The following is a 23,266-nucleotide window of genomic DNA, read 5'->3' as shown; positions in this document are numbered from 1 at the left end:
TTCACCAGGATATTCCGAGTATGCCGAGAAGTCGCTGACACCTTCCGCAGGGTATGGCCGGTGTACCTTGCTCAGCCGCACGGGACGACCTTGGATTTCTCACGTGCACCGTCCTCATCGAACCGCCGGAGATCGCCTCGGGCCCCTCGGCTTCGAACGCCTTGATCAAGCAGCCTACCTCGGCGCAACCGCCGTGGTGCCCCGCCTCTCCCACCGCAGACTTCAATGCGGGCATTCGTTCGAGTGCGCCGGAGTTTCCGTGCCGGTTGGTGCTGCGGTACGTCTTGCCGGAAGGCGAGGTGTACTCGGAGGCGAACTTGGTTCCGGGCACCTCTCGCTGAGTGTCCGCGAATCCTTCAAGGCTTCCACAGTTGTGGACCAGGACCGCGACCGCACCGGCGCCCACGAAGTAGTCGTGGACCTCATCCACCGTGAGGTCGTAGACCGGGGCCTGCTGCTCGAAGTGGCGGACCGACTTGACCTCGACCGACCGACCATCCGCCGAGTGCAGGTGCTCCCCCGCGACCAGCGAGCCGATCTCGACCCCGTCGCCCGCCTCGCCCATCACACTGCTGACTCGGGAAGTAGCGGCCGGGCGGTTGGTGCCGCCGTTGCCGGTACCGGATCTGGCTTACCTGCTGGTGCGGATCGGGGAGTCTTTTGTGTACACGGACGTGATCACCGGGGATGCGCCCGATGCGGAGAAGGCGCATGCCGCGGTGACCGCTTTGCCGACCTGACTAGTCGTCGACTGCGGCAGGCTCGAACACCCACCCCGTCAGGCCCGCTCGCTCGTAAGCTTCACGCACCTTCGCACCCACGACGACGCTCGTAGACAATTCGGGGTACGGGAGGTGGAAAATCCGGTCGCTCACGCTTTCCCGAAGGTCGGTCTCGACGTGCGGAAACCCGATCTTCGCCCAGCTGAATTCGGAGGGGCGAGACCGCGCTTCATCGACCACGGACAAGACGGGCGCCGCTTCGACCACGGTCAGGATCTGCTGCCCCAGCCGCAGCGTGCCGTTGACTTTCAAGTCGTCTCCGGCGATCGATCGGAGAGAACGCAGGGCCACGTCGTCGAAGACGAAGTCCCGGATGAAGTTGTGGCAGAAGATGTTCGGCTGCCGCCCCGTGCTTCCCGGCTCCCACTCTACTTCGAGCGCATCCCAGACCTCGGAAGCGGAAGGCGTGGAGTCCACACCGCCGAACAGAAAGCCGTACGTGTCGACATCGCCGTCGACGAGGCAAGGAACGAGATCCATCACAGGCCGTTTCCGAAGTTCTGATCAAGGCTCTTCAGTATCTGCTTGGCGTCGGACAACACCGACAGAACCGCACTCCGGCCACCACCCTTGTTGGCGTTGACGACCGATTCGTTGATCCAGCGCACGTAGGAGTTGGGGAACGTGCCGCGGTGCGTGTCGTGTCCCAGCCAGACGCCGTTCTCCGCCGAATCGATGCTGATGTTGTGATTCGACAAGACGTCGCGCGCCGGCCCGGCGAGCCGGTGGTTCTCCGGCACGATGTGGTGTGCCTCGGGTCTCGGCGTGGCAGGCTGTTCGCCCGCGGCTTTGAGGTTGCGACCGAGGCACGCGCTGCTGTTGTGCACGAGGATCGTCGTCGGACCACTTTGTACGTAGAAGTCGTGGACCGAGTCCACAGTGAGGTCGTAGACCGGCGTCTGCTGGCTGAAGTGGCGGACATCCGTGACCGCGACCGACCGCCCATCAGCGGAGTGTAGGTGCTCACCCGCGGTCAAGTCACCGATCTCGACCCAGGCGCCCGTCTCTTCCACCCAGACGGGGTGCCAGTCCGTGGCCACGATGGAGTCGCCCGATTCCAGCGTGACCTCGGTGCGCTCCTGCTCGTCGTCGTGGACGAGTGTGCCCACCACCTCGTGCTGCTCGACCGCGCCCGTCGACGTGTCCGTCGTCTCGACCACGTCGCCGGTGTGAACCTGCTCGATCGGCTTCGTCGATCCGTCCGCCAGCAAGACCCGAGTTCCGGCGACGAAGCTGTGCAACGGGCAGGAGGCGGCTGATTCCGCAGCCTCGGCACCCTTCGCCTCCTGAGCCCCGTGGGCCACCTCCGAGGCAGCTCGCTCCGCGTCCGCCGCCGCGTTCGCCGCGCGGTCCGCGTCGGCCAGGACCTTCTCCGTGTCGACGATGACCTTCTCGGCCTTCTCCACCTCCTTGCCGAAGGTGATGAGCGCCTTCGCGCCCTTCCAGAAGTCCGCGATGATCTCGCCGGCCTTGAGGATCTTGCCCCACGGGATGAAGTTGATGACCGTCCGGACGCACGCGCCGAACGCTCCCTGCGTCACGCAGTCCTTGATGTCGTCCCAGCCGATCAGGCCCTTGATCAGCTCGCCCGCCGCCTCGACGAAGACGTCCCACTTGGACTTCTTCACCACCGCCTGCGCGTCCTCGTACGCGGCTTGGCTGATGCCGGAGTCGCGGATCGCCTTGTCGCGGGCGTTCTTGCCGTTGTGCTTGTCAATCTCCTGCTGCGTGTGGTGGCCCACCACGTTGCAACTCGGGTTCCACGAGCAGCCCTCGGCCTGCGGTGTGCCCGGGTTGCACAGCAACCCGTCCGATCCCATGCTGTAGCACGCCGACAACCCCGACGGGTCCGACTCCGTCGCCGGCGAATTGTTCGCGTACGCGTACGCGTTCAACGTCTGCGGCAGATCCGGCGTCAGCACCGGGTCGACCTTCGTGAACCGCCCCGTCGTCGGGTCGTAGTCGCGCGCGCCGAGGTGGGTCAGGCCCGTCGTGTCCTGGTAGCCGCCGACGAAACCGTGCTTGTCCGGCCACGTCGACGTCTGCGCCCGCACGTTGCCGAACGGATCCGTGTAGCGCTGGTTGGGCTGCAGTGTCCCCTGCGTGATCGACAGGCCGTTGGTGCCGTGCAGGTCGCCCAGCATCCACTTCAGCCCCGCCGACCCCGCGCGCTCGGCCACCTGCGTGCCGCCGTGGGAGTAGTAGCGGATCGCCGTCGCCGCGTGCGTGCCCGCGGCCTGGATGATCTCCAGATCGCCGATCGACAGCGTCGCGCCGGTCGGGTCGTGGGCGATCAGGCGGTTGCCGTCCGCGTCGTAGACGTACGAGCTGGCCCCTGCCTGATCCGTTTCGGTCGCCGTGTGGCCTTCGGCGTCGTACGTGTACGTCTGCGTGTTGCCGCCGACATCGCGGGTCTTGACCGAACCGGCCTCGTCGTAGGTGTAGCTCGTGGTCGACGTGCCGTTCGGGCCGGCCGCGTTCGTGCCCTGCAGCGCGTGCGGCCGGACCGCCGTGGCACCCGAAGCCGGGTACGCGTAGTTCGTCGTCACGTCGCCGGCCGGCTTGTGCTCGACCTGCGTCTTGCGGTTGCCCGTCTTGTCGTAGGTGTAGGTGTTCCAGTAGGGAGCCGCCCCGTTCAGGGCCGACGCCGACTTCGCCGTCGCGCAGTCACCCGACGACGGCGTCCACGCGTCCGTCATCCGCTGCAGGTAGTCGTAGTCGAAGCACTGGATGTCGGCCGCCGCCCCCGCCGGGGTGTCCGCGATCTTCCGGACGTTGCCCGCCGGGTCGTAGCTGTAGGTCCGCTTCGTCAGCTCGGCCCCGACCTGCGTCTCGCGGCTGACCGTCGTGGTCTGCGCTCGCCGGGTCACCTCGTCGTACGTCTGCGTCACGCCGACGTTCGACACCGAGGTGGCGCCGTCCAGCTGCAGCGTCGACATCTCGTTGAGCGAGGTGTACCCGGTGGCGGACACGAGGTCCGTGCGCGCGCCGGTCGTCGAGTCGAGCGCGTAGGTCGTCGAGGCCAGGCCCAGGTCCGTATAACCGTGGACGACGTGCTCCTGGTGCAGGTTTCCCGCCGCCGGGCTCACGGTCTCCGCGACCGCGCCCGTCGCCGTGTACTTCGTCGAGAACTCGTAGGTGCCCTTGAGCGCGTCCTCCTTGGCCGGGATGTCGACGGCCGTCTTGGTCGGCCTGCTGAACGCGTCGTAGGCGACGACGCGGTTCGTGTAGCCGTCCGCGCCGTCCCAGCGGGTCGAGGACGCCGGCAGGCCCAGGCCGTGCAGCACCGTGTCGTAGGTCCACGTCGCCAGCAGCGGGCCGGTGTCGGAGTCCTTGTTCTCGCGGACCTTCCGGCCGAGCGTGTCGTAGGTGTAGGCCAGCGTCTGGTTCCGGGCGTCCGTGGTCGTCTTGAGCTGCCCGGCCTGGTCGTAGGTGAACGTCGAGCGCCCCGCGTCCGGGTCGTTCTGCTCGGTCTTCCGGCCGCGCAGGTCGTACTTGGTCGACCAGACGTTGCCCGAGGAGTCCTGCACCGACGTCTGCGCGCCGGCCGCGTTGTACGTGTACGTCGTGACGTCGGCCGGATTCGCGGCGCCCGGCGTGTAGCCGTTGGTGTACTGCAACCGCTGGACGGTCTGCCCCTGCGCGTCGGTGACCACTGTGGACGGTGAGCCGCCGGCGGGCGGGATCGTCGTCGTCTTCTCGCCGTCGTACCGGGTCGTGGTCCGCCACTGCTCGACGCTCTTCGACATCAGGATCGACGCCGTGGGCCGCGCCCGGCGGTCGTACTCCGTGACCGTCTGCGCCATCACGACGTTGTCGGCCGCCCCGACCAGCGTCGGGTTCGGGCCGGACGCGTCGTTGTAGAAAGGCGCGTTCGTCTTGAACCGGAGGCCGCGGGAGTCGTACAGCGTGTCGGCGATGATCCGGCCGCCACCCTGCGCCGGGACCTGGGTCTGCCGGGTCCGGCCGAGGTGGTCGTAGATCGTGTAGGCGTCGGTGTAGGCGTTCGTGTCCTGCAGCGTCCTCGTGCGCACGTAGACCGGACTGGTCTTGCTCACGCCGTACTCGAAGGTCGCGCTCGCCGCCTGGCTCCGGGTCCGGCCCGGGTTCCAGACCGCGGTCTTCCGGCCCAGCGCGTCGTAGTCGATGTCCGTCGTGACGCTGTTTACGTCGGCCGAAGTCGTCGGGTTGCCGCGGGCCGGCTCGAGCGTCGTCGTCGAGGTCCAGCCGGCCGGGTTGGTCGTCTTGATCTGGGTGACCGGGCCGCCCGCGGCCGGCGCGAACTCGGTTTTGGTCAGGGCGCCGAACACGTCTTGCGCCTCGGTCTCGCGGCCGAGGTCGTCGTAGGTGTTCTTGGTCGTGGCGACGTAGTGCTTGCCGGCCGCGTCCCACGTGTCGAGAGTGTCCTGCTCGGTGATGTCACCCTTGGTCGGCGGCACCCCGACCGCCTGGTGGTCGTAGGCCACCTGGACGTCGGTGATGCTGTTCGCCGCGGTCTGCGTCCCGTCGCAGTTCCCGCCGAACATGACCACCGTGCTCGACCGGTCGAACATACCGGCGGTGTTGGCGAGGTAGGCCGTGTTGGTGCAGGTGTCATCCGCCGGCGTCGAGGTGTCGCCCAGGTCTTCGACCTGGGTTGTCATCCCGTTGTCGTCGAACTCCTTGTTCACCTGAGTCCGGCGGTAGGTCGCCCCGTCCGACAGCAGCATGCGGCCGCGGACCGACTGGGTGTCGATCATGTACGCCTTGAGCCGCCCGTCGGCGCTGGTCGCGGTCGGGCCGCGCACCCACGGGTCGTTGATCGATGCCGAGTCGACGGTCTTGCCGTCGGCCAGGTACGTCCGGGACTCGCGCACGAAGCCCTGCAGCGGGTCCTTGTCGGTGATGGTCCCCTTGCCGGAGTCGGTGACCACCTCGCCGTCCATCCCGCGCAGGTACAGGGATTCGGTGACGGTCTGCACCGTCCCCGGCGCGCCGATGGACGTCGTCACCACGTTGTAGCCGCGCCACTGGTTCCAGGTGCGGCGGTCGTCCGGTGTGAACTGGCTGTCGTCGTAGTGCCAGGCCGCGCTGTCGACCGGGTAGGAGTAGTGCGTCTCGACCGGGACCGAGTCACCTGGCCCGTCGTCCTCCGCGACATCGGTGACGACGTACTTGTGGAACCAGTCGAGCACCGGGTCCTTCGACTCGGGCGGGCTCCAGTACGAAGCGAAACAGCGGTACTTGTCCGTCTGCGGTGACGCGGGCATCTTCGTGCCCGGCACGCAGTCTTGCGCCGAGTAGTTGACGGAGATGCGCCCGCCGGTCTCGGTCCGGATCTCCTTGAGCCGGCTGCGGGTGATCGCCGCGTACTTGTCGCCGAGCGTGTCGACGCGGTTCGGGAAGATGTAGCGGTCGAACTCCGTCGGCGGCAGGGTGATCGGCGCGGTCCCCGCCTTCCCCGTGTGGGTGATCGAGTTCAGCCACGGCGCGGGCGGCGCGTTGTCCCCCGACCCCGGGTAGGACTGGACGAGGTCCCACTGGTCGATGTCGTGCGGGGTCGTGCCGGTGAAGTACTGCGTGCGCACCGCGGTCAGGCGCTTGCGGGTGAAGAAAGCGGGAGCACCGTAGTCGCAGGTCGCGCCCTCGGCACAGATCTGGTCGAACGGGACGTCCGGCCAGTGGGCCGCGTTCGCGGCCGTGAGCTTCGCCGGGGCGCAGTCGAAGGAGGAGTCCGGGATGCACCGCTCGGCCGTGTCGAACACGACCTGGTTCGTCGGGCCGCTGCCGTAGACGCTGCCGCTCGCCAGGCGCAGGCCGTACTCGACGCGCAGCGGGTAGCCGCCCGCCACGTACGAGGTACCGGCCGAGGTGACGTTCAGGTTCAGGCCGTAGGAGTTCTTCTCCGGCTGGTAGTAAAAGGTGCTGACGTTGCCGTGCGGGTCGACGGTGTAGTCGAGATTCCAGCGCCACCCCTGCTGGCACCAGGAATGCGCGAAGTCGTTCGCCTTGTAGCAGTCCTCGCCGTCGTTGTTGCCGAAGACCGGCACGGTCCACGCGGACTGCGTCTCCGGCTTGCCGCCGGTCCAGCCGGGGAGGTGGTTGAGGCCGAAGTAGTACTGGGTGCCGTCGCCGGTGGTGACGCGCCAGTGCTGGCCGCGCGAGACGCCGTTCGCCGCCCCGGTCAGGAGCTCGACCTTGGAGCCGTCGTCGGACTTGGGCCGCCACAGCGTGTCGTTGATCTTGATCAGCTGGGTCGAGCGGCCGCCGAGGACCAGTGACGCGTTGTCGGGACCCCAGCACTGGTCGCCGGTCTTCGTCTGGCCGTTGTTGCCACCCAGGTCCTCGCTGCAGCCCTTGTAGTGGCGCTCGATGAACCCGCCGGGCGTGAAGTCCCAGCCGTCGCCGATCCACGACGCCTGGTTGTTCGTCGCCGACGTCAGGCCGTCGATGCTGCCCGAGGAGTAGGACAGCGAGAGGTTCGGCGCCGCGCCGTTCGGGGCCTTCGGCGCCGCGAACGGGTAGCTGTAGGAGAAGTCGCCACCCGACCCGCCGCCGGACCAGTCGCCGGCGGCCGACAGCGGCATCGCGGTGGTCGAGCCCGCGGAGCCACTGGCCGTCGCCGCGGCGGCCAGCACCTGCGTCCGGCCACCGGTCACGACGTCGGCGGTGACCTGCTTCGTCTTGGCGTCGTTGGCCGAGCCCGCGATCGGCGTCCGCGTGCGGCACTCCGCCTTGTCCGGTGTGGACAGTGCGCAGGCCGGCAGCGTGAACAGCCGGAGCCGGTCGCTCCAGCCGCCGCCGAAGGCGTTCGCGAAGCCGCTGTAGTCCAGTCCGACGCGGAGCGGGCCGTCGGCGGCTCCGGTGACCGCGAGGACGACGCCGTCGAGGCCCAGTGCTTCGGCGGCCTGGTGGCCGGCGACCTTGACGTGCACCTTGGCCGGCTTCGCGGCGGCCGCGGCGCGCCCGAGCCGCACCGGAGTGTCGGCGGCACGGAGCTGCTGCGTGGCCGCCGGGGCCAGGTCGACGTCGGAATCCTTCTCGGCGGGCCAGACCGGTGGGGTGACGGGTGGCGTGCCGATCTTGATGTCCGGCAGCTTCCCGGTGGCCACCGGGCTCACCGGGACGCTCTTCTCCTTCTGCCCCGGCGGGACCGTCCAGTCGCTGCCGGGCCGGCCGGGTGCGGCGACCGCCGTCCCGCCGGAGCCGAGCATGACGACCGCGAGCACCACCGCCGTGGCCCGGGAAAGCCGGCCCGACCGGGCCCGGCTGGCACTTCTGCGCATGGAAGATCCACCCATTCTGGGAAGGTCGGGCAGGACTAGGGGTGGTCGAGGACGGCGTCGGCGTTGATGTGCTGCTGGTCGAGCACACCGCTGTAGACCCGGATACCGCGCAGGTCGCCGTACCAGTAGTCACTGTCCTGGCCCTTGAAACGGCCGCGCCCGAGGAAGAGGTCCTCGAGGTCGCTCGCACCGTTCCAGCCGATCACGTTGTCGACGCACTTCGTGCTGTATCGGTACGCGTCCGTCGTCGCGTACAGGCAGGCCCGGTGCGCCACGGCGTCGTACGTCCCGGCGAGGTGGGTCCAGACGCCGGACTGGGCGTCCGCGTCCGGCGTCGCCAGGATGGCCACCGGCGTCGCCGGGGTCGACTCCGCCATCCACATCGCCCAGCTCCAGCGGGGGTGCCAGACGCCGTTCGCGTCCTGCACGCCGCGGTAGCCGAGGAGGTACGGCGAGAAGTTCGCGCCGTTCGCCCCGAGCGCCGTGCGGCCGGGCTTGTCCACGCCGCCGGGATCGGACGGGTCGCGCTGCTTCTCCCGCGCCGCGTCCGCCTCGGTCCAGGTGTGCTTGACCCAGGCCTCGACCGTGAAACTGCGGTCGCTGCGGAAGTTCTGCGGGCGCGGCCCTTCGACCTGGGAACCCCACTCGAACGGGAACCGGGCGACGTTCGAGCCGTTCTCGTCCGTCGTCATCTGGAAGCTCCCGGACGGCGTGCCCGTGACGCCGCTGACGGAGTCCGTCGTGCTGCCGTCGAGCTGGTAGTTCGCCCGGAGCACCGCGGTGTTGGCCAGGCCGGACACCTCGGCGGCGGGCAGCGCGCGATCCCAGACCTGGACCTGGTCGATCGAGCCGGCGAAGGCCCCCACCGACCGGCCGGGCTGCTTCGCGATCCCGAAGGGCCCGGTCGACCGCCACACGGTGCCCGCGGGGATCACCGTCTCCGAGGCGAGCGCGCCGTTGACGTACAGCCGTTCCTTGGCCGCGACCGCGTCGTACACCCCGGTCAGGTGCGTCCACTTCCCGGCGTACGGGGTGACGGACGTCCCCGCCCACCGCCAGTTGCCGGCGTCACCGGCCGCGTCCGTGGTGCTCATCCCGAACGCGACGTTGTCGGTCGAGGAGCTGAGCATGAACGAGTCGCCGGCGGTGCCTTCCTGCGCCGCGAGGGTGTAGAAGTCCGGCTTGTCGAGCTTGACCCAGGCCGACACCGAGAAGCTCTGCGCGGTGTCCACCACCGGGGACGACGTCGCCGCGTAGCCCGGGCCCGAGCCCACCAGGCCCCGGCCGCTGCCGTGGCCGGTCGAGTCGTCGGTCGCCGACTGGCCCGCCGAGTCCGAATACCCCGGGCCGAAGGGAAGGGTGGTGAACGCGAGGGTGTTCTCGGTTCCCGTGGCGTCCTGCGTGCCACCGTCCAAAGTGTACTCACGGGCGGCGGTCAATCCCGTGGGAACGCCGTTGGCGCCGTAGAGGGTGCCGACCTCCGCCGCGGACAGCGCGCGGCCGAACACCGCTGCCTCGTCGATCGAGCCCTTGGTCAGGTAGGTGCGGACACCGCCCGACTTCGCGCCGCCGAGGACGAGCGGACCACTCACGTTCGGCGCGGTCGCCGAGACCGTCTGCTGGAGACTGCCGTCGACGTACAGCGCCGCGGTGTGCGCGCTCGCGTCGTAGACCCCGGTGAGGTGCGCCCAGGTCCCGGCCGACGGCGTGGCCGTCGACACCGCCGACGTGACGATCGGGTTCGCGACGTCCGAGCCGCTCAGGCTGAACGCCCACTTGCCGGTGCTCAGGTACTGCAGGGCGAACCCGCTGGCCTGGTCCCCGTCCTGGGAGAGCACGGCCCGCTGGCCGTTCAGGTCGGCGGCGTTGACCCAGGCCGAGGCGGAGAACGACTTGGTGGTGTCGACGATCCGGGCCGGCGTCGCGAAGTAGTCGCCCGCCTGGCCGCTGAGCGCCGCGGCCTGGCCGACCTTGCCCGCGGCGAAGTTGCCGGTGCCGGCACCCGCGTAGCGCAGACCGGTGACCTGGGATCGGCCGTCGCCCTCGAACTGCCAGGACGCGACCGGCGCTGCGGCGTCCTTCACCGTGAACGCGTAGTCGATCCGGGTCGACGGGGTCTTCGCGCGGTTGCACGACCACGCGCTGAGCACGTGCGGACCCGAGCTGCCGGGCGCGACCGCCGTGGTGCCGGGCCCGTTGAGCGCCTTCGGCTTCACGGTGCCGGCCTCGGTGCCGTCGCAGCTCGGCGCGGCCGTGTTGTCCATCCGCCAGACGTAGTGGTCGACCGGGGCCGCGGTGAACGTGAAGTCACCAGGACGGCCGGGGCCACCGCCGTACGCGCCGGAGGGATAGGTCTGCGACGCGACGCCGGGCGCCGCGGGCGGGGTCAGCTCGACTTCGGCCTCGCAGGGCACGGCCCAGGAGGTTTCCCGGCCGTCCGTCGAATGGACGTCCCAGGAGTAGAGGCCGTCGGCGTTCATCTCGGTCGTGGGCAGGGTCGCGACCGCGTTCCGGTTCGCCTGGTTCGCGTCGCTCAGGATGTTGTCCGAGCCGAACTCCCGGCCGTCCCAGACGTGGGTGTTGGTGCTGACCAGTCCCTTGTAGACGCGGAACCGCGCGTCCAGCTGGTAGCCGTCCGGGTCGGAGACGTTGGCCCGGGTGACGTAGCCGGTGGCGGTCGGGCCGAGGACCGGCCGGGAAGCGCCCTGGACGCAGGGGTAGGACTGCGTGCCGTTGAAGATCGCGAGGTTCTTCGGCTGGTTCGGCGGGGAGTTGTACTTGACCTCGAACCCGACCTGGGGCGAGTAGCGCTTCCAGGTCGCCTGGTCGTTTTCGTTCGGCGAGACGATGCCGAACGTCCAGCTCGGCGAGTTGCCGCTGACCGCGGTCGCGATGGTCGAGGTGATGTCGAAGCCGACGTTGGTCGGGCAGCCCGAGACCGTCGCGACCGTCTGCCACCAGGCCGGTCCGCTGTTGAACCGCAGCCCGGGGCTGATGCCGCCCGCCCAGACGATGTTGTTGCTGCCCGAGCAGTTGCCGGGCTGGGTCAGGCCCATGGTCAGTTTCGCGCTGTAGATGGTCTTCCCGCCCAGGCCGCCGAGGTTCATCTCGACGAAGGACCGCGCGGTGACCAGGTGCCCGCTGCAGCTCGAATTGGGGTCGTTGTAGTAACCGGCGCGGAGGCTGTCGTCGCTGTCCCACACCGCGTCACCCGGCGTCTTGCCCGTGCCGCAGGCGTACTGGACCAGGTAGTGGTTGCGGCCGCACGCGGCGCAGTAGTTGTCGTGCCAGGTCGGGTCGATGTAGACCGGGTAGACGGTGTCCGCGGCGGCCAGGAGCTTCGGGTCCGGGGTGAGGGTCAGCTTCGCCCCGTCGAGCCCGACGCCGACGGCGGCGCGGTGCCCGGCCGGGGCCGGGCCGCGCGTGAAGTCCTGGGTGACCGTCTCGACGCCCGACGAGTCCCACATCGCCGCGGGCGGAGCCGTGAACTTCTCGTCGCCCGCGGCGTTCCGGACGTGCAGCGAGCCGTCGGCGTCCTTCGTCACGGCGCCGTTCTGCACCGGCACGCCGAAGCCCAGCTTCGCCACGTTGGCGGCCGCCTCGGGCGTCTTGACGACGACGACCTCGTGCACGGTGTCGACGTCCACCTCGACCCGCAGGTCGACGCCGGGCAGGACCTCCGGATAGGTCGCGGTCGAGCCGGTGACGACCGGCTCGGGCAAGGTGCCGGGCCAGTCGAACCCGGCCGTGGTGCCGTCACGGGTCAACCGCAGCAGGGGCTGCGCGCCGACGGACTTCGCGGAGCGCCCCGCGCCGGCGGAGAGGGTGATCCCGGTGGTCGCGGCCTTGGGGGCGAGCACGCCGTCCTTCGGCGCCAGTGTCGAATCGGGCGTGGTCCACTTCCCGCCCTGCTTGACCCGCACGGGCCGCAGGTGGCGGGTGGTCGTGACGGTGCCGTCCGGGTCGGCGAACGTCTCCGTCGTCTCGGTGGTCTGGTCCATGACCTGAACGCGCTTTCCGGCCTGCCCGGAGTACCGGGCGGCGGTCGCCTGGTCCGGCGCGGTGTCCGGGACCTGCGCGACGGTGTCGGCCGCGGCGGGCGGCGGGCGCAAAAAAGCCGTGGCGGGGAGGATCCCGAAAGCCACGGCCAGCACCACGAAGAGCACGCCACGTCTGGATCTCAGCCGCGAAGAACGCACGTCGACAGCCACGAAGATTCCCCTCACTCCGCGGCCGGACAACCCGGACCGCGCCCAGGGAGTACCTTCACCGATGATCGACTGCCGCGGTAGCGGCCGAACGGATTAATTCGGATCTCACATCGATCACTTGCGGCAAAACGGACAGCTTCTCGTTGTGAGCGTTGTTACTTCGCGGTGCGCGCCGCGAGCACCGCGTCGTAAAGCTCCTTTTTGGACACCCCCGCGGCCTCGGCGACCTCCGCCGCCGCGGTCTTCAAGCGCTCGCCCGCCGAGACGCGGTCCGCGACCTCCGAGACCAGGTCCGCCACCGACACCTCCCGCGGCTCGGCCCCGGACAGCACCACCGTGATCTCGCCGCGGACCCCGTCCGCGGCCCACTCCGCCAAGAACGACAGAGGTCCCCGCTTCACCTCTTCGTACGTCTTGGTCAGCTCGCGGCACACCGCGGCGGGCCGGTCCGGGCCCAGCACCGCGACCGCGTCCGCCAGCAACGACGCCAGCCGGTGCGGGGACTCGAAGAACACCGCCGTCCGGGGCTCGTCGCGCAAGGACGAAAGCCACTTGGACCGCTCCCCGGGCTTGCGCGGCGCGAAGCCCTCGAAACAGAACCGGTCACACGGCAAACCGGACAAAGCGAGCGCCGTCGTCACCGCGGACGGACCGGGCAGGCACGTGACCGGGATGTCCGCCGAGACGCACGCCGCCACCAACCGGAACCCTGGGTCGGACACACTGGGCATACCGGCGTCCGTCACCAGCACCACCGACTCGCCCGCGCGTAACGATTCGAGCAACTTGGGCAGGCGGGCCGTCTCGACGTCTTCGTAGAAGCTCACCACCCGGCCACGGGGGGTCACCTCCAGCGCCGAGGCCAGCGTGCGGAACCGGCGGGTGTCCTCGGCCGCGATGACGTCGGCTTCCGCCAGCGCTTCGGCCAGGCGGGGTGAGGCGTCGCGGACGTCGCCGAGCGGGGTGGCGGCCAGGACGAGGCGACCGGGAAGGACCGAGGGACTCACCGGTCCAGCCTAGGCTGATCAGCGGATCCGGACGACGCACGCCCTGTCCCGCCCGTAGGATCGCCCCGTGACCGCCGTGCTGACCCGTCCCGACGACGAAAGCGTCCGGCCGGACCCGGTCGAGGCGCTCCGGCCGCCGACCGACCGCGAAGTGACCCTGCTCGGCCGCGGCATGCCCGCCGACCGGCTGCGCGGCTGGGTCGTCACCCTCGTGCTGACCGCGATCGGCGGCATCGTCCGGCTGCAGAACCTCGGCGTGCCGACGGACAAGGGCAGCCCGGTCTTCGACGAGAAGCACTACGTGCCGCAGGCGTGGCAAATGCTCCGCAACGGCGGCTACGAGGACAACTACGGCTACGAGCTGGTCGTCCACCCGCCGCTGGCCAAGCAGCTGATCGCGATCGGCGAATGGCTGTTCGGCTACAACGGCTGGGGCTGGCGGATCATGCCCGCGCTGGCCGGCACGCTCATCGTCTTCCTGACCATCCGTATCGCCCGCCGCCTGACCCGCTCGACGTTGCTCGGCGGCATCGCGGGCATCCTCGTGATCAGCGACGGCGTGCTGCACCTGCAGTCGCGCATGGGCATGCTCGACATCTTCATCGCGCTGTTCGTGCTCGCCGCGTTCTCCTGCCTGCTGGTGGACCGCGACCAGGTGCGCACCCGGCTCGCGACGGCGGTCCGCGAGGGCTGGGTCAACGAGTCCGTGTGGGGCCCCAAGCTGGGCTTCCGCTGGTGGCGGTTCGCGACCGGGCTGATGATCGGGCTCACCTTCGGCGTCAAGTGGTCGGCGCTGTACTACATCGTCGCGTTCGGGCTGCTGTGCGTGTTCTTCGACGTCGCGGCGCGGCGCGCGGCCGGCGTCGAACGGCCGTGGCTGGGCACGATCCGCCGGGACGTGCTGCCCGCGCTGTGGGCGATCCTGCTCGTCCCGTTCCTGATGTACCTTGCCGCGTACTGGGCGTGGTTCGCGAGCGAGACCGCGACCGACCGGCACTACACCGAGATCAAGGACATCGCGCCGGGCTTCTGGTCGTGGGTGCCGTCGTCGCTGCGCTCGCTCGCCGACTACACCGGCAACGTCCTGCACTTCCACGAAACGCTGGTCACGCCCAAGGACAACCCGCACCCGTGGGAGTCGAAACCGTGGACGTGGCCGATGGGGCTGCGCCCGATGCTCTACAGCTACGACGGCGACGTCACCGGCTGCGGCGAGTCCCGCTGCGTCAGCGCGACGATGCTCATCGGCACGCCGGCGATGTGGTGGCTGGCGATCCCGATGCTGGGCTGGTCGGTGTGGCGCTCGATCTTCCGCGCGGACTGGCGCTACGCGGCCGTGCTGGTGGGCTACCTCGGCGGGTACGTCTTCTGGTTCACCAACATCGACCGCCAGATGTACTTCTTCTACGCGACCCCGCTGGCGGCGTTCCTGGTGCTGGGGTTGACGTTGTGCCTGGGCCAGGTCCTGGGCAGCGCCCGGCGCGGGTTCGAACGGCGCGGGACCGGCCTGCTCGTGGTGTCGTTGTACGTGGGCCTGGTGGTGGCGAACTTCGCCTGGCTGTGGCCGATCCTGAACGGCGTCGCGATCACCACCGGCCAGTGGGAAGCCGAACGGTGGCTGCCGTCCTGGCGGTAGGACACGCCACCGCGCTGCTGCGGGCGAGCTTGCGGGTCGCCCGCATCGACAACGTCCTGCTGACCTGCGCTCCCGAGAACCACGCGTCGCGCCGGGTGATCGAACGCAACGGCGGCGTCCTGGCGGACACCAGTTCCGCCGGGCGGCTGCGGTACTGGTGTCGCTCAGCCCGCGAAGTACGCCCCCGGGGTGACCCCGACGGCCCGCCGGAAGGCGGCGGCGAACGCGCTCGCCGAGCTGTACCCCACCCGGTGGGCCACCGCCTCCAGCGGCGAGCCCTGCGCCAGCAGGGGCAGCGACGCCCGCAGCCGCACCTGCGTGCGCCACGTCCCGAACGGCATCCGGCACTCCCGGACGAAGAGGCGTGCCAACGTTCGCTCGGCGGCTCCGACGTCGCGCCCGAACTCCGCCAGGCTGCGCGGGTCGGCTGGGTTCGCCACCACCGCCGTCTCGACGTCGCGGGCTCGTGGGTCGGCCGGGGACGGCACCACGATCGGGATCACGTCCAGAGGTTCCAGCAGGTCGAACGCCACCGCCTCGGCCCGCAGCCGCGCCGCCGGGGCCACGCTGTCGCCGGTCAGGTACTCGAGCAGTTCGCGCAGCAGCGGGCGGACGACCACCATCCGCGGCACCGGCCACGACACCGGGGACAGCGCGGGATCGGCGTAGATGCCGCGCAGCGCCGCCCGGCCGAGCGCGCCCGTGCGGTGCTGGACACCGGCGGGGATCCACAACGCCCGGGTCGGCGGGAGGACCCAGCCGGCGTCGCCCGCCTTGACCGCGACGACCCCGCGGGCCGACCAGACCAGCTGGTGCACCGGGTGCTCGTGCTCGGGGAACCAGGTGCCGGCGGGCAGGTCGACCTCGCCGAGCAGCATGGCTTGGCTGTTTGGCGACATCATTTGTCAGGGTATCGGCTACCGGCCAGTCCCGCGCCGAAATAGCGTCGGACGCATGCCGATGAACCTGATCCACCGCAAGATCTGCAGCTCGGAGAAGTGGGCGGCCACCGTCGAGGAACGCCTGACGCCGTGGCTCGCGGCTCGCGACCTGGGTGACGACGTGCTCGAGATCGGGCCGGGGTTCGGCGCCACCACGAACGTGCTGCTCGGCGCCGTCCCGAAGCTGACGGTGCTGGAGATCGACCCCGCGTCGAGCGAGCTGCTGCGGGCGAAGTTCGGCGCCCGTGCCGAGGTCGTCGAGGGCAGCGGCGCGGAGATGCCCTTCGAGGACGGCCGGTTCTCGGCCGTCGTGTGCTTCACGATGCTCCACCACGTGCCGACCCGGCAGCTACAGGACGCGATCTTCGCGGAAGCCGCGCGGGTCCTGCGCCCGGGCGGCACGTACTGCGGCAGCGACGGCCAGCTCAACTTCCGCTTCCGCCTCCTGCACATCGGCGACACGATGAACGTCATCGACGCGGCGACCTTCCCGGAACGGCTCGAGAAGGCGGGGTTCGAGCAGGTCAAGGTAGACCTGAGGCCGAAGGAGCTGGTGATCTTCTCGGCCGTGAAGCCCGGTTAGCGGCGCGCGTCTCCCGGCCGCGCCGATGCAGCGCGACGCTAGCGGCGCGGCAGCTGGTTCCCCGGCTGGCGCGGCACGACCCGCGTCACCGGGCCGTCGGCCGACTTGCCCGCCCGCGACAGCCAACCCTCGACCTCACGCCGCACCGCGTTCAACGTCGGACGGCGCCGGGGCTCCGGGTCCAGCGAAGCCGCCAGCAGCCGCGCGTGGGCGCTGCGCTGCGGGAGCCGGGAAACCGGTTCCGCCCGGGCCGCGGCCATCAGGGCCGCCATCGGGGTCTCGCGGGTGCCGCGCGGGGGCTGGCCGGACAGGGCGTAGCTGATCGTCGCCGCCAGCTGCCACGCGTCCGACGCCGGGGACGCCGTCGCGCCCATCGCCTGCTCCGGGGCCACGAAGTCGGGTGTGCCGATCATCATGCCGGTGGCCGTCATCTTCGAGTCGCCCTGGCTGCGGGCGATGCCGAAGTCGATCAGGTGGGCCAGGCCGCTCGGGTCGAGGATGACGTTCGACGGCTTGATGTCGCGGTGCAGGACGCCCTTGTCGTGCGCCGCCGCCAGCGCGCCCGCCATCGTCGCCCAGAGCCGGCCGGCCGCGACGTCGTCGAGCGGGCCCTGGCCGTCGACCAGCTCGGCCAGCGGACGGCCTTCGAGGTACTCCATGACCAGCGCGAGCCCGTCCGGCTCCTCGGCCAGGTCGTACACCTTGACGCAGTTCGGGTGGCTGACCACGGCCAGCGCGCGGGCCTCGCGCTGCATGCGCTCGGCGGTGTCGCGGTCCGGCGCGTGCGCGATCTTCAGCGCGACCGTGCGGTTGAGCTGGGTGTCGACGGCCTGCCAGACCGTGCCGAACCCGCCCGCGCCGAGCTGCTTGACGCGCCGGTAGCGGCTGCCGCCGGCGTTGCGCGAGCCGGGCGGCGGCGGGACCGGGCCCGGCGCGGCGGCCAGCGCGCCGGCCATCGGCGGGGGCTCGGGCGCGGCCGCCAGGGCCGTCTTGGGATACGGCCGGTTGACCGGAGGCGGGGGTGGCGGCGGCGGAGTCGGGCGCGGCTGGACCTGCGACGGCGGCGGGCCCTGCGGCTCCTGGTCGCGGCGCGGCGGCACGTCCGGCCGGTTGATCACCGCCCACGGCGGCGGCCCGACCATCGCGACCGGGATCAGGCCCAGCACGCTGAACGGCAGGAAGCCGAGCCAGAAGTGCAGCGCGGTGTTCGCTTCCATGCCGACGCTGAACACGAGCATCGCGGCGAACGGGATCCAGATGAACCGCGACGGCCACTTCGGGCCGCGGCGGAAGGCCGTGCGGGCCTGCAGCATGACGAACAGCAGCGAGCCGGCCCCCAGCACGACGAACCCCAGCAGGTACACGAAGAACGGGATGTCGCTGCCGTTCCGGGAGACCAGCACGTCGTAGACGGTCTGGCCGCCGCCCAGGTACCGCTTCTGGTCTTCCACCCAGCAGAAGCCGCTGGTCAGCGTGGCCGTCTCGGCCTTGGACAGTCCGGACTTCTGGCCCGCGAACTCCGCCCGGAAGACGCCCGACACGCCGTTGGACAGCAGCCACGGCAGCACCAGCGCGCTGACCAGGCCGATCGCGCCGAAGACGCCCAGCGTCGTCGCGTCGTACCGGTTGCCGGTGCCCTTCCGGATGATCGACACGGCCAGCGCGCCGGCCGGCGGGATCAGCGCGACGAGCGCGCCGGCCGCACTCGTGGCCCACACCCAGTCGCCGGGGCAGAAGCCCGGGCCGAACAAGGAATGGGCTAGCGAGAGCAACGCGCTCGCGAGTCCGTTCACCGCCGGATCCCCTCACTGTCCGTGTTCACTTCGTACCGTCACGCGGCGTTTCCCCGCGGTCCAGCTTAGGACGCAGCCGGCCGCCTTGAGGTTGCCGGGTCTTCAGCGTGCCCGGAATCCGGCGGGCCCGCCGCTCCCGCGCCATGATGGGGCCGGCGGGAACGTTCGACGCGAAGGAGCGGGGCATGGGCGCGTACTCCGAAGCCTACCGGCGGAGCCTGGCCGATCCGGAGGCGTTCTGGCTGGCCGCGGCCAGGTCGATCAGCTGGACGAAGCCGCCGGAGCGGGCACTGGACGACTCCCGGCCGCCGTTCTACCGGTGGTTCCCGGACGCCGAGCTGAACACCTCGTACAACGCGCTCGACCGGCACGTCGAGGCCGGCCGCGGCGGTCAGGCCGCGCTGATCTGGGACTCTCCCGTGACCGGGCGGCAACGCGCCTACACCTACGAGGAGCTGCGGGACACCGTCGCCCGGTTCGCCGGCGCGCTCAGCTCCCTGGGGGTCACGAAGGGGGACCGCGTCATCGTCTACCTGCCGATGGTGCCCGAGGCCGCGATCGCGATGCTGGCCTGCGCGCGGATCGGCGCGGTGCACTCCGTGGTCTTCGGCGGGTTCGCGCCCAAGGAGCTCGCGGCGCGGATCGAGGACGCGAAGCCCAAGGTGATCCTGGCGGCGTCCTGCGGCATCGAGCCGACGCGGGTCGTCGAGTACAAGCCGATCATCGACGACGCGCTGGCGATGACCGAGCACCAGCCCGACCACGTCGTCGTGCTGCAGCGCGAGCAGGCCCGCGCCGAGCTGACCGGCGGCGGCCTCGACTGGCGCGAGCTCGCGGCGAACGCCACCCCGGCCGAGCCGGTGCCGGTCGCGGCCACCGACCCGCTCTACATCCTCTACACCTCCGGGACCACCGGGAAGCCCAAGGGCGTCGTGCGCGACACCGGCGGCCACGCGGTCGCGCTCGCCTATTCGATGGACGCGATCTACGACGTCCACGCGGGCGACGTCTGGTGGACGGCCTCCGACGTCGGCTGGGTCGTCGGGCATTCCTACATCGTGTACGCGCCGCTGCTGACCGGCGCGACGACCGTGCTCTACGAGGGCAAGCCGGTCGGGACGCCGGACGCGGGCGCGTTCTGGCGGGTCATCGCCGAGCACGGCGTCCAAGCGCTGTTCACCGCGCCGACCGCGCTGCGGGCGATCAAGAAGCTCGATCCGGACGCCCGGGAGCTGGAGAAGTACGACCTCGAGGCGTTCAAGACGCTGTTCATGGCCGGCGAGCGGCTGGACCCGGAGACCTACCACTGGGCGCACGAGAAGCTCGGCACGCCGGTCATCGACCACTGGTGGCAGACCGAGACCGGCTGGCCGATCGCCGCCAACCTCCGCGGCCTCGAGCCGATGGACGTCAAGCCGGGCTCGGCGACCAAGCCCGTTCCCGGCTGGGACGTGCGGATCCTCGACCAGGCCGGCGACGAGCTGCCGGCCGGGCGTGAAGGCGCCATCACGGTGAAGCTGCCGCTGCCGCCGGGCTCGCTGCCGACGCTGTGGGGCGACGACGAGCGCTACCGCGAGGCCTACCTCTCGCGCTACGAAGGCTTCTACCTGACCGGCGACTCCGGCTACCTCGACGAAGACGGCTACCTGTTCGTCATGGGCCGCACCGACGACGTCATCAACGTCGCCGGGCACCGCCTGTCGACCGGGTCCATGGAGGCCGTGCTGGCGGCGCACCCCGCCGTCGCCGAGTGCGCCGTCATCGGGGTCGCCGACCAGCTCAAGGGCCAGCTGCCGCGCGGGTTCGTCGTGCTCAAGGCGGGCGCGGACATCGCCGAGGACGAGCTGCGCGACGAGCTCGTGGCGATGGTCCGCCGGGACATCGGGCCGGTGGCCGCGTTCCGCGATGTGTCCATTGTGGACGCGCTGCCGAAGACGCGGTCCGGGAAGATCCTGCGCAAGACCATGCGCGCGATCGCCGACGGCCGCGACGAAGCGGTGCCCTCCACCATCGAGGACTCGAGCGTCCTCGACGCGATCCGGGCGGCGCTGCGCACTTCGTAAAGTATTGTTCCAAATGCACCGGCTGGTCTGTACCTTTGTGAGGGAGTCCCCGACCGGAGGTGCCCTGATGCGCTTGTCCAGAGCCGTCTCGACCGCGGCGATCGTGAGTCTGACGGCAGTCGGCCTGCCCGCTGCCGCGGCGGCTTCCCCAGCCGCGCCGGAACGCAGCGTGACGGACGTCGTCCCGGCGCCCGTGTCGGCGAAGGCCGACCCGCGCGGCGACTTCAAGCTGACGCCGTTCACCGTGATCAGCGCCGACCGCGGCGCCGGCCAGGTCGCGGACTACCTGCGCGGCCTGCTGCGCCCGGCCACCGGCTACCCGCTGCCCGTCGTGCCGCGCTCGTGGGGCCTGCCCGCGATCTCGCTGCAGCTCGGGCACGACTCGCGCATCGGCACCGAGGGTTACGAGCTGAAGGTCGCCCACGACGGCGTCGCGCTGAAGGCCAACACCGCCGACGGGCTCTTCGAGGGCGTCCAGTCGCTGCGGCAGCTGCTGCCGTCGGCGATCGACGCGAAGCGCGTCCAGCACCGGACGTGGACGGTCGCCGGCGGCACGATCCTCGACTACCCGCGCTTCGGCGAGCGCGGCGCGATGCTCGACGTCGCCCGGCACTTCTTCCGGCCGGACCAGGTCAAGCTGTACATCGACCAGATCGCCCAGTACAAGATCAACACGCTGCACCTGCACCTCGCCGACGACCAGGGCTGGCGCATCGAGATCAAGAGCTGGCCGAAGCTCGCGACCGTCGGCGGCCAGACCGCCGCGTACGGCGACCCGGGCGGCTACTACACGCAGAAGCAGTACCAGGACATCGTCGCGTACGCGGCTTCGCGGCACATCACCGTGATCCCGGAGATCGACATGCCGGGCCACACGAACGCGGCGCAGTCGACGTACGCGGAGCTGAACTGCGACGGCAAGGCCGTCCCGGTGCGCACGGACACCGAGGTCGGCTACAGCTCGCTGTGCATCTCCTCGCCGATCACCTACAAGTTCGTCGACGACGTCGTGCGCGAGCTGGCGGCGATCACGCCGGGCCAGTACCTGCACATCGGCGGCGACGAGGCCCACGCGACACCGCCCGCGGACTACCTGACCTTCCAGCAGAAGGTGCAGCCGATCGTCGCCAAGTACGGCAAGAAGGTCACCGGCTGGCACGAGATCGCGAAGTCCACGCTGCCGGTCTCGGCCGTCCCGCAGTACTGGGACTTCGGCGGGGACAACGAGTCGGTCGCGGCCGCCGCGGCCCGGGGCAACAAGATCCTGATGTCGCCGGCGAACTACGCGTACCTGGACATGAAGTACACCCCCGAGACCCCGCTGGGCCAGGACTGGGCGGCGCTGGTCGAGGTGCGCGACGGGTACAACTGGGATCCGGCTTCGCTGGTGACGGGTGTCGGCGAAAAGCAGGTCGCGGGCGTCGAGGCGCCGCTGTGGACGGAGACGATCCGGACGAGCGACGACATCGAGTACATGGCGTTCCCGCGCCTGCCCGGCATCGCGGAGATCGGCTGGTCCCCGAAGTCGACGCACAACTGGGACGCCTACCGCGTACGCCTGGCGAAGCAGGCCCCGCGCTGGGTCACCCAGAACATCGACTTCTACCACAGCCCCCAGGTCGACTGGAAGTAAGCGCAAGTCCGTGAATGTCGCATTGAGGGACTTAGAGTCCCTCAATGCGACATTCACGGACTTCAGCCGAGGCGGACGTGGATGGCGCGGCGGGCGAGGGCGTAGGGCGCGGGGGTGCCGGTGAGGACGGAGTCGGCGTTCGCCGCGCGGCCCAGCGCGTGCAGCTCGAACGCCAGGATCTCCGCGTCCGTGTCCAGGTGGCCGAGCGAGACCGCGTCCCGGCAGGTCTCGCGGATGAACTCCGCGAACGAGCCGCTCGCCGCCGCCACCGCGTCGTGCACGCGACCCGGGCGGGCGTCGACCTCCGCGCCGACGTTGAAGAAGAAACAGCCACCCGGGAACACGCGCTTTTCCGAGTAGTCCAGCCAGTTCTCGCAGATCGCCCGCAGCCGCGGCAGCCCCGGCGCGACGTCGAGGGACGGCGTCACGACGTACGAACGGAAGATCTCCAGAGCGGCTTCGACCGTCGCGAGCTGCAGCTCTTCCTTCGAGCCGAACAGCGCGAACACGCCGCTCTTGCTCAGCTCCAGCTCGGTGGCCAGCCGGCCGAGCGACAACCCCTCCAGGCCGTCGACCGACGCGACGTCCACCGCCCGGCGCAGCACCACGCGGCGGGTCGCGTCGCCGCGGGCGACCCGGCCGTCAGCCGGCATGCCGCGCGCGCCAGCGGTCCACAGTGGACTGGATGCCGGCGCTCCAGGACACCGCCAGCGCCGGGGTCGCCAGCACGCGGTCCGCGAAGTCCAGCGCCGCTTCGATCTTGTCCGGCGGCAGCTGACCGTAGTTCGCGAACGAGATCACGTACAGCTCGGCGATCGTCGGCGCGTCCGCGCGTTCGACCAGCTCGAGGGCGCCGGACGTCGGCACGGTGCCCGGCCGCAGCACGCGCAGGTACCACCCGCTGCGCAGGGAGTCGATCATCGCCGGGGTGACGTCCTTGCGGCCGGTCTTCATGGCGAGCTTGTAGCACGGCGACCGCGGCTGGGAGACCTGCACGAGCGCGTCACCCCAGGCCCAGACGTCCCCGATCCGGACGTCGTCTTCGGTGACGCCGCTCAGCGAGATGTTCTCGCCGAAGTCGGCCGTCGACACCTCGAAGCCGTCCTCGCGCCAGGCCGCGTAGTGCTCGGCCGGGTAGACGTAGACCGCCTTGTCGACCCCGCCGTGCACGGTGAGGTCGGCCTGCCGGTCGCCGTCGAGGTTCAGCTCGGTCAGCTTCAGCTCCGGCGCCGTGACCCGCGCCTTCGTGATCCCGCTGAGCACCGGCAGTTCGCGCCGGTACCCCAGGACGCTCGGTTCGCCCACGTAAACGCTGTCGACGTGCATCCGACGAATATAGCACGACCGTTCGT

At 70.5% G+C, this 23,266-nt stretch carries 14 protein-coding genes; 5 read left to right on the top strand and 9 right to left on the bottom strand.

Annotated elements, in window-relative coordinates; all coding sequences use genetic code 11:
- Position 1 precedes the first annotated feature (1 nt).
- The gene (locus tag ACZ4TR_RS06930) at positions 2-565 is read right to left on the bottom strand and encodes a hypothetical protein (protein ID WP_465286105.1); all 564 of its coding nucleotides are present in this window, start codon (positions 563-565) and stop codon (positions 2-4) included.
- Here ACZ4TR_RS06930 and ACZ4TR_RS06925 point away from each other — a divergent pair.
- Positions 477-740, top strand: a complete 264-nt coding sequence (locus ACZ4TR_RS06925; RefSeq protein WP_465286104.1) for a QsdR family transcriptional regulator — start codon at positions 477-479, stop codon at positions 738-740. The two genes, ACZ4TR_RS06930 and ACZ4TR_RS06925, sit on opposite strands and share 89 nt — an antisense overlap.
- On the opposite strand, the gene ACZ4TR_RS06920 is transcribed toward ACZ4TR_RS06925, so the two are convergent.
- The 4 genes from ACZ4TR_RS06920 to rsmI all read right to left on the bottom strand — a co-directional run bounded on the left by ACZ4TR_RS06920 (position 741) and on the right by rsmI (position 13,265).
- Positions 741-1,262: a hypothetical protein gene (locus ACZ4TR_RS06920; protein WP_465286103.1), complete on the bottom strand. Its 522-nt coding sequence runs from the start codon at positions 1,260-1,262 to the stop codon at positions 741-743.
- Entirely contained in the window at positions 1,262-8,047 is a 6,786-nt protein-coding gene (locus ACZ4TR_RS06915; protein WP_465286102.1) for an RHS repeat-associated core domain-containing protein, read from the bottom strand. The genes ACZ4TR_RS06920 and ACZ4TR_RS06915 overlap by 1 nt, the downstream gene beginning before the upstream one ends.
- A gap of 35 nt (positions 8,048-8,082) precedes the next feature.
- On the bottom strand, positions 8,083-12,258 hold the full coding sequence (locus ACZ4TR_RS06910) for a LamG-like jellyroll fold domain-containing protein (protein ID WP_465286101.1): 4,176 nt from the start codon (positions 12,256-12,258) through the stop codon (positions 8,083-8,085).
- A 155-nt stretch (positions 12,259-12,413) separates the two neighbouring features.
- Positions 12,414-13,265 (bottom strand): 16S rRNA (cytidine(1402)-2'-O)-methyltransferase, encoded by an 852-nt coding sequence (rsmI, locus tag ACZ4TR_RS06905; protein WP_364524595.1) that lies wholly within the window; start codon positions 13,263-13,265, stop codon positions 12,414-12,416.
- 67 nt (positions 13,266-13,332) lie between these two features.
- Between rsmI and ACZ4TR_RS06900 the strand changes: the two genes are divergently transcribed.
- Positions 13,333-14,901 (top strand): dolichyl-phosphate-mannose--protein mannosyltransferase, encoded by a 1,569-nt coding sequence (locus tag ACZ4TR_RS06900; protein ID WP_465286100.1) that lies wholly within the window; start codon positions 13,333-13,335, stop codon positions 14,899-14,901.
- Positions 14,902-15,065: 164 nt separating this feature from the next.
- Here the strand turns inward: ACZ4TR_RS06900 and ACZ4TR_RS06895 are convergent, their stop codons facing one another.
- Positions 15,066-15,779, bottom strand: coding sequence for an AraC family transcriptional regulator (locus ACZ4TR_RS06895; protein WP_465286309.1), 714 nt, complete (start codon positions 15,777-15,779; stop codon positions 15,066-15,068).
- A 76-nt stretch (positions 15,780-15,855) separates the two neighbouring features.
- Between ACZ4TR_RS06895 and ACZ4TR_RS06890 the strand changes: the two genes are divergently transcribed.
- Positions 15,856-16,425 (top strand): class I SAM-dependent methyltransferase, encoded by a 570-nt coding sequence (locus ACZ4TR_RS06890; RefSeq protein ID WP_465286099.1) that lies wholly within the window; start codon positions 15,856-15,858, stop codon positions 16,423-16,425.
- Between the two features lie 38 nt (positions 16,426-16,463).
- Here the strand turns inward: ACZ4TR_RS06890 and ACZ4TR_RS06885 are convergent, their stop codons facing one another.
- Positions 16,464-18,218, bottom strand: coding sequence for a serine/threonine-protein kinase (locus ACZ4TR_RS06885; RefSeq protein ID WP_465286098.1), 1,755 nt, complete (start codon positions 18,216-18,218; stop codon positions 16,464-16,466).
- A gap of 185 nt (positions 18,219-18,403) precedes the next feature.
- On the opposite strand from ACZ4TR_RS06885, the gene ACZ4TR_RS06880 reads away from it, so the two are divergent.
- Together ACZ4TR_RS06880 and ACZ4TR_RS06875 are read left to right on the top strand one after the other, a co-directional pair.
- Entirely contained in the window at positions 18,404-20,281 is a 1,878-nt protein-coding gene (locus ACZ4TR_RS06880; RefSeq protein ID WP_465286097.1) for a propionyl-CoA synthetase, read from the top strand.
- A gap of 67 nt (positions 20,282-20,348) precedes the next feature.
- Entirely contained in the window at positions 20,349-21,914 is a 1,566-nt protein-coding gene (locus ACZ4TR_RS06875) for a beta-N-acetylhexosaminidase (protein ID WP_465286096.1), read from the top strand.
- Positions 21,915-21,976: 62 nt separating this feature from the next.
- Here the strand turns inward: ACZ4TR_RS06875 and ACZ4TR_RS06870 are convergent, their stop codons facing one another.
- Positions 21,977-22,567: a TetR/AcrR family transcriptional regulator gene (locus tag ACZ4TR_RS06870; RefSeq protein ID WP_465286095.1), complete on the bottom strand. Its 591-nt coding sequence runs from the start codon at positions 22,565-22,567 to the stop codon at positions 21,977-21,979.
- Positions 22,557-23,240, bottom strand: coding sequence for an MOSC domain-containing protein (locus ACZ4TR_RS06865; protein WP_465286094.1), 684 nt, complete (start codon positions 23,238-23,240; stop codon positions 22,557-22,559). The genes ACZ4TR_RS06870 and ACZ4TR_RS06865 overlap by 11 nt, the downstream gene beginning before the upstream one ends.
- Between the last annotated feature and the right edge of the window lie 26 nt (positions 23,241-23,266).

This window comes from Amycolatopsis sp. NPDC028719 (assembly GCF_055565395.1).
The sequence above is the reverse complement of the archived record's forward strand: the minus strand, read 5'-3'. Positions and strand labels throughout refer to the sequence as shown.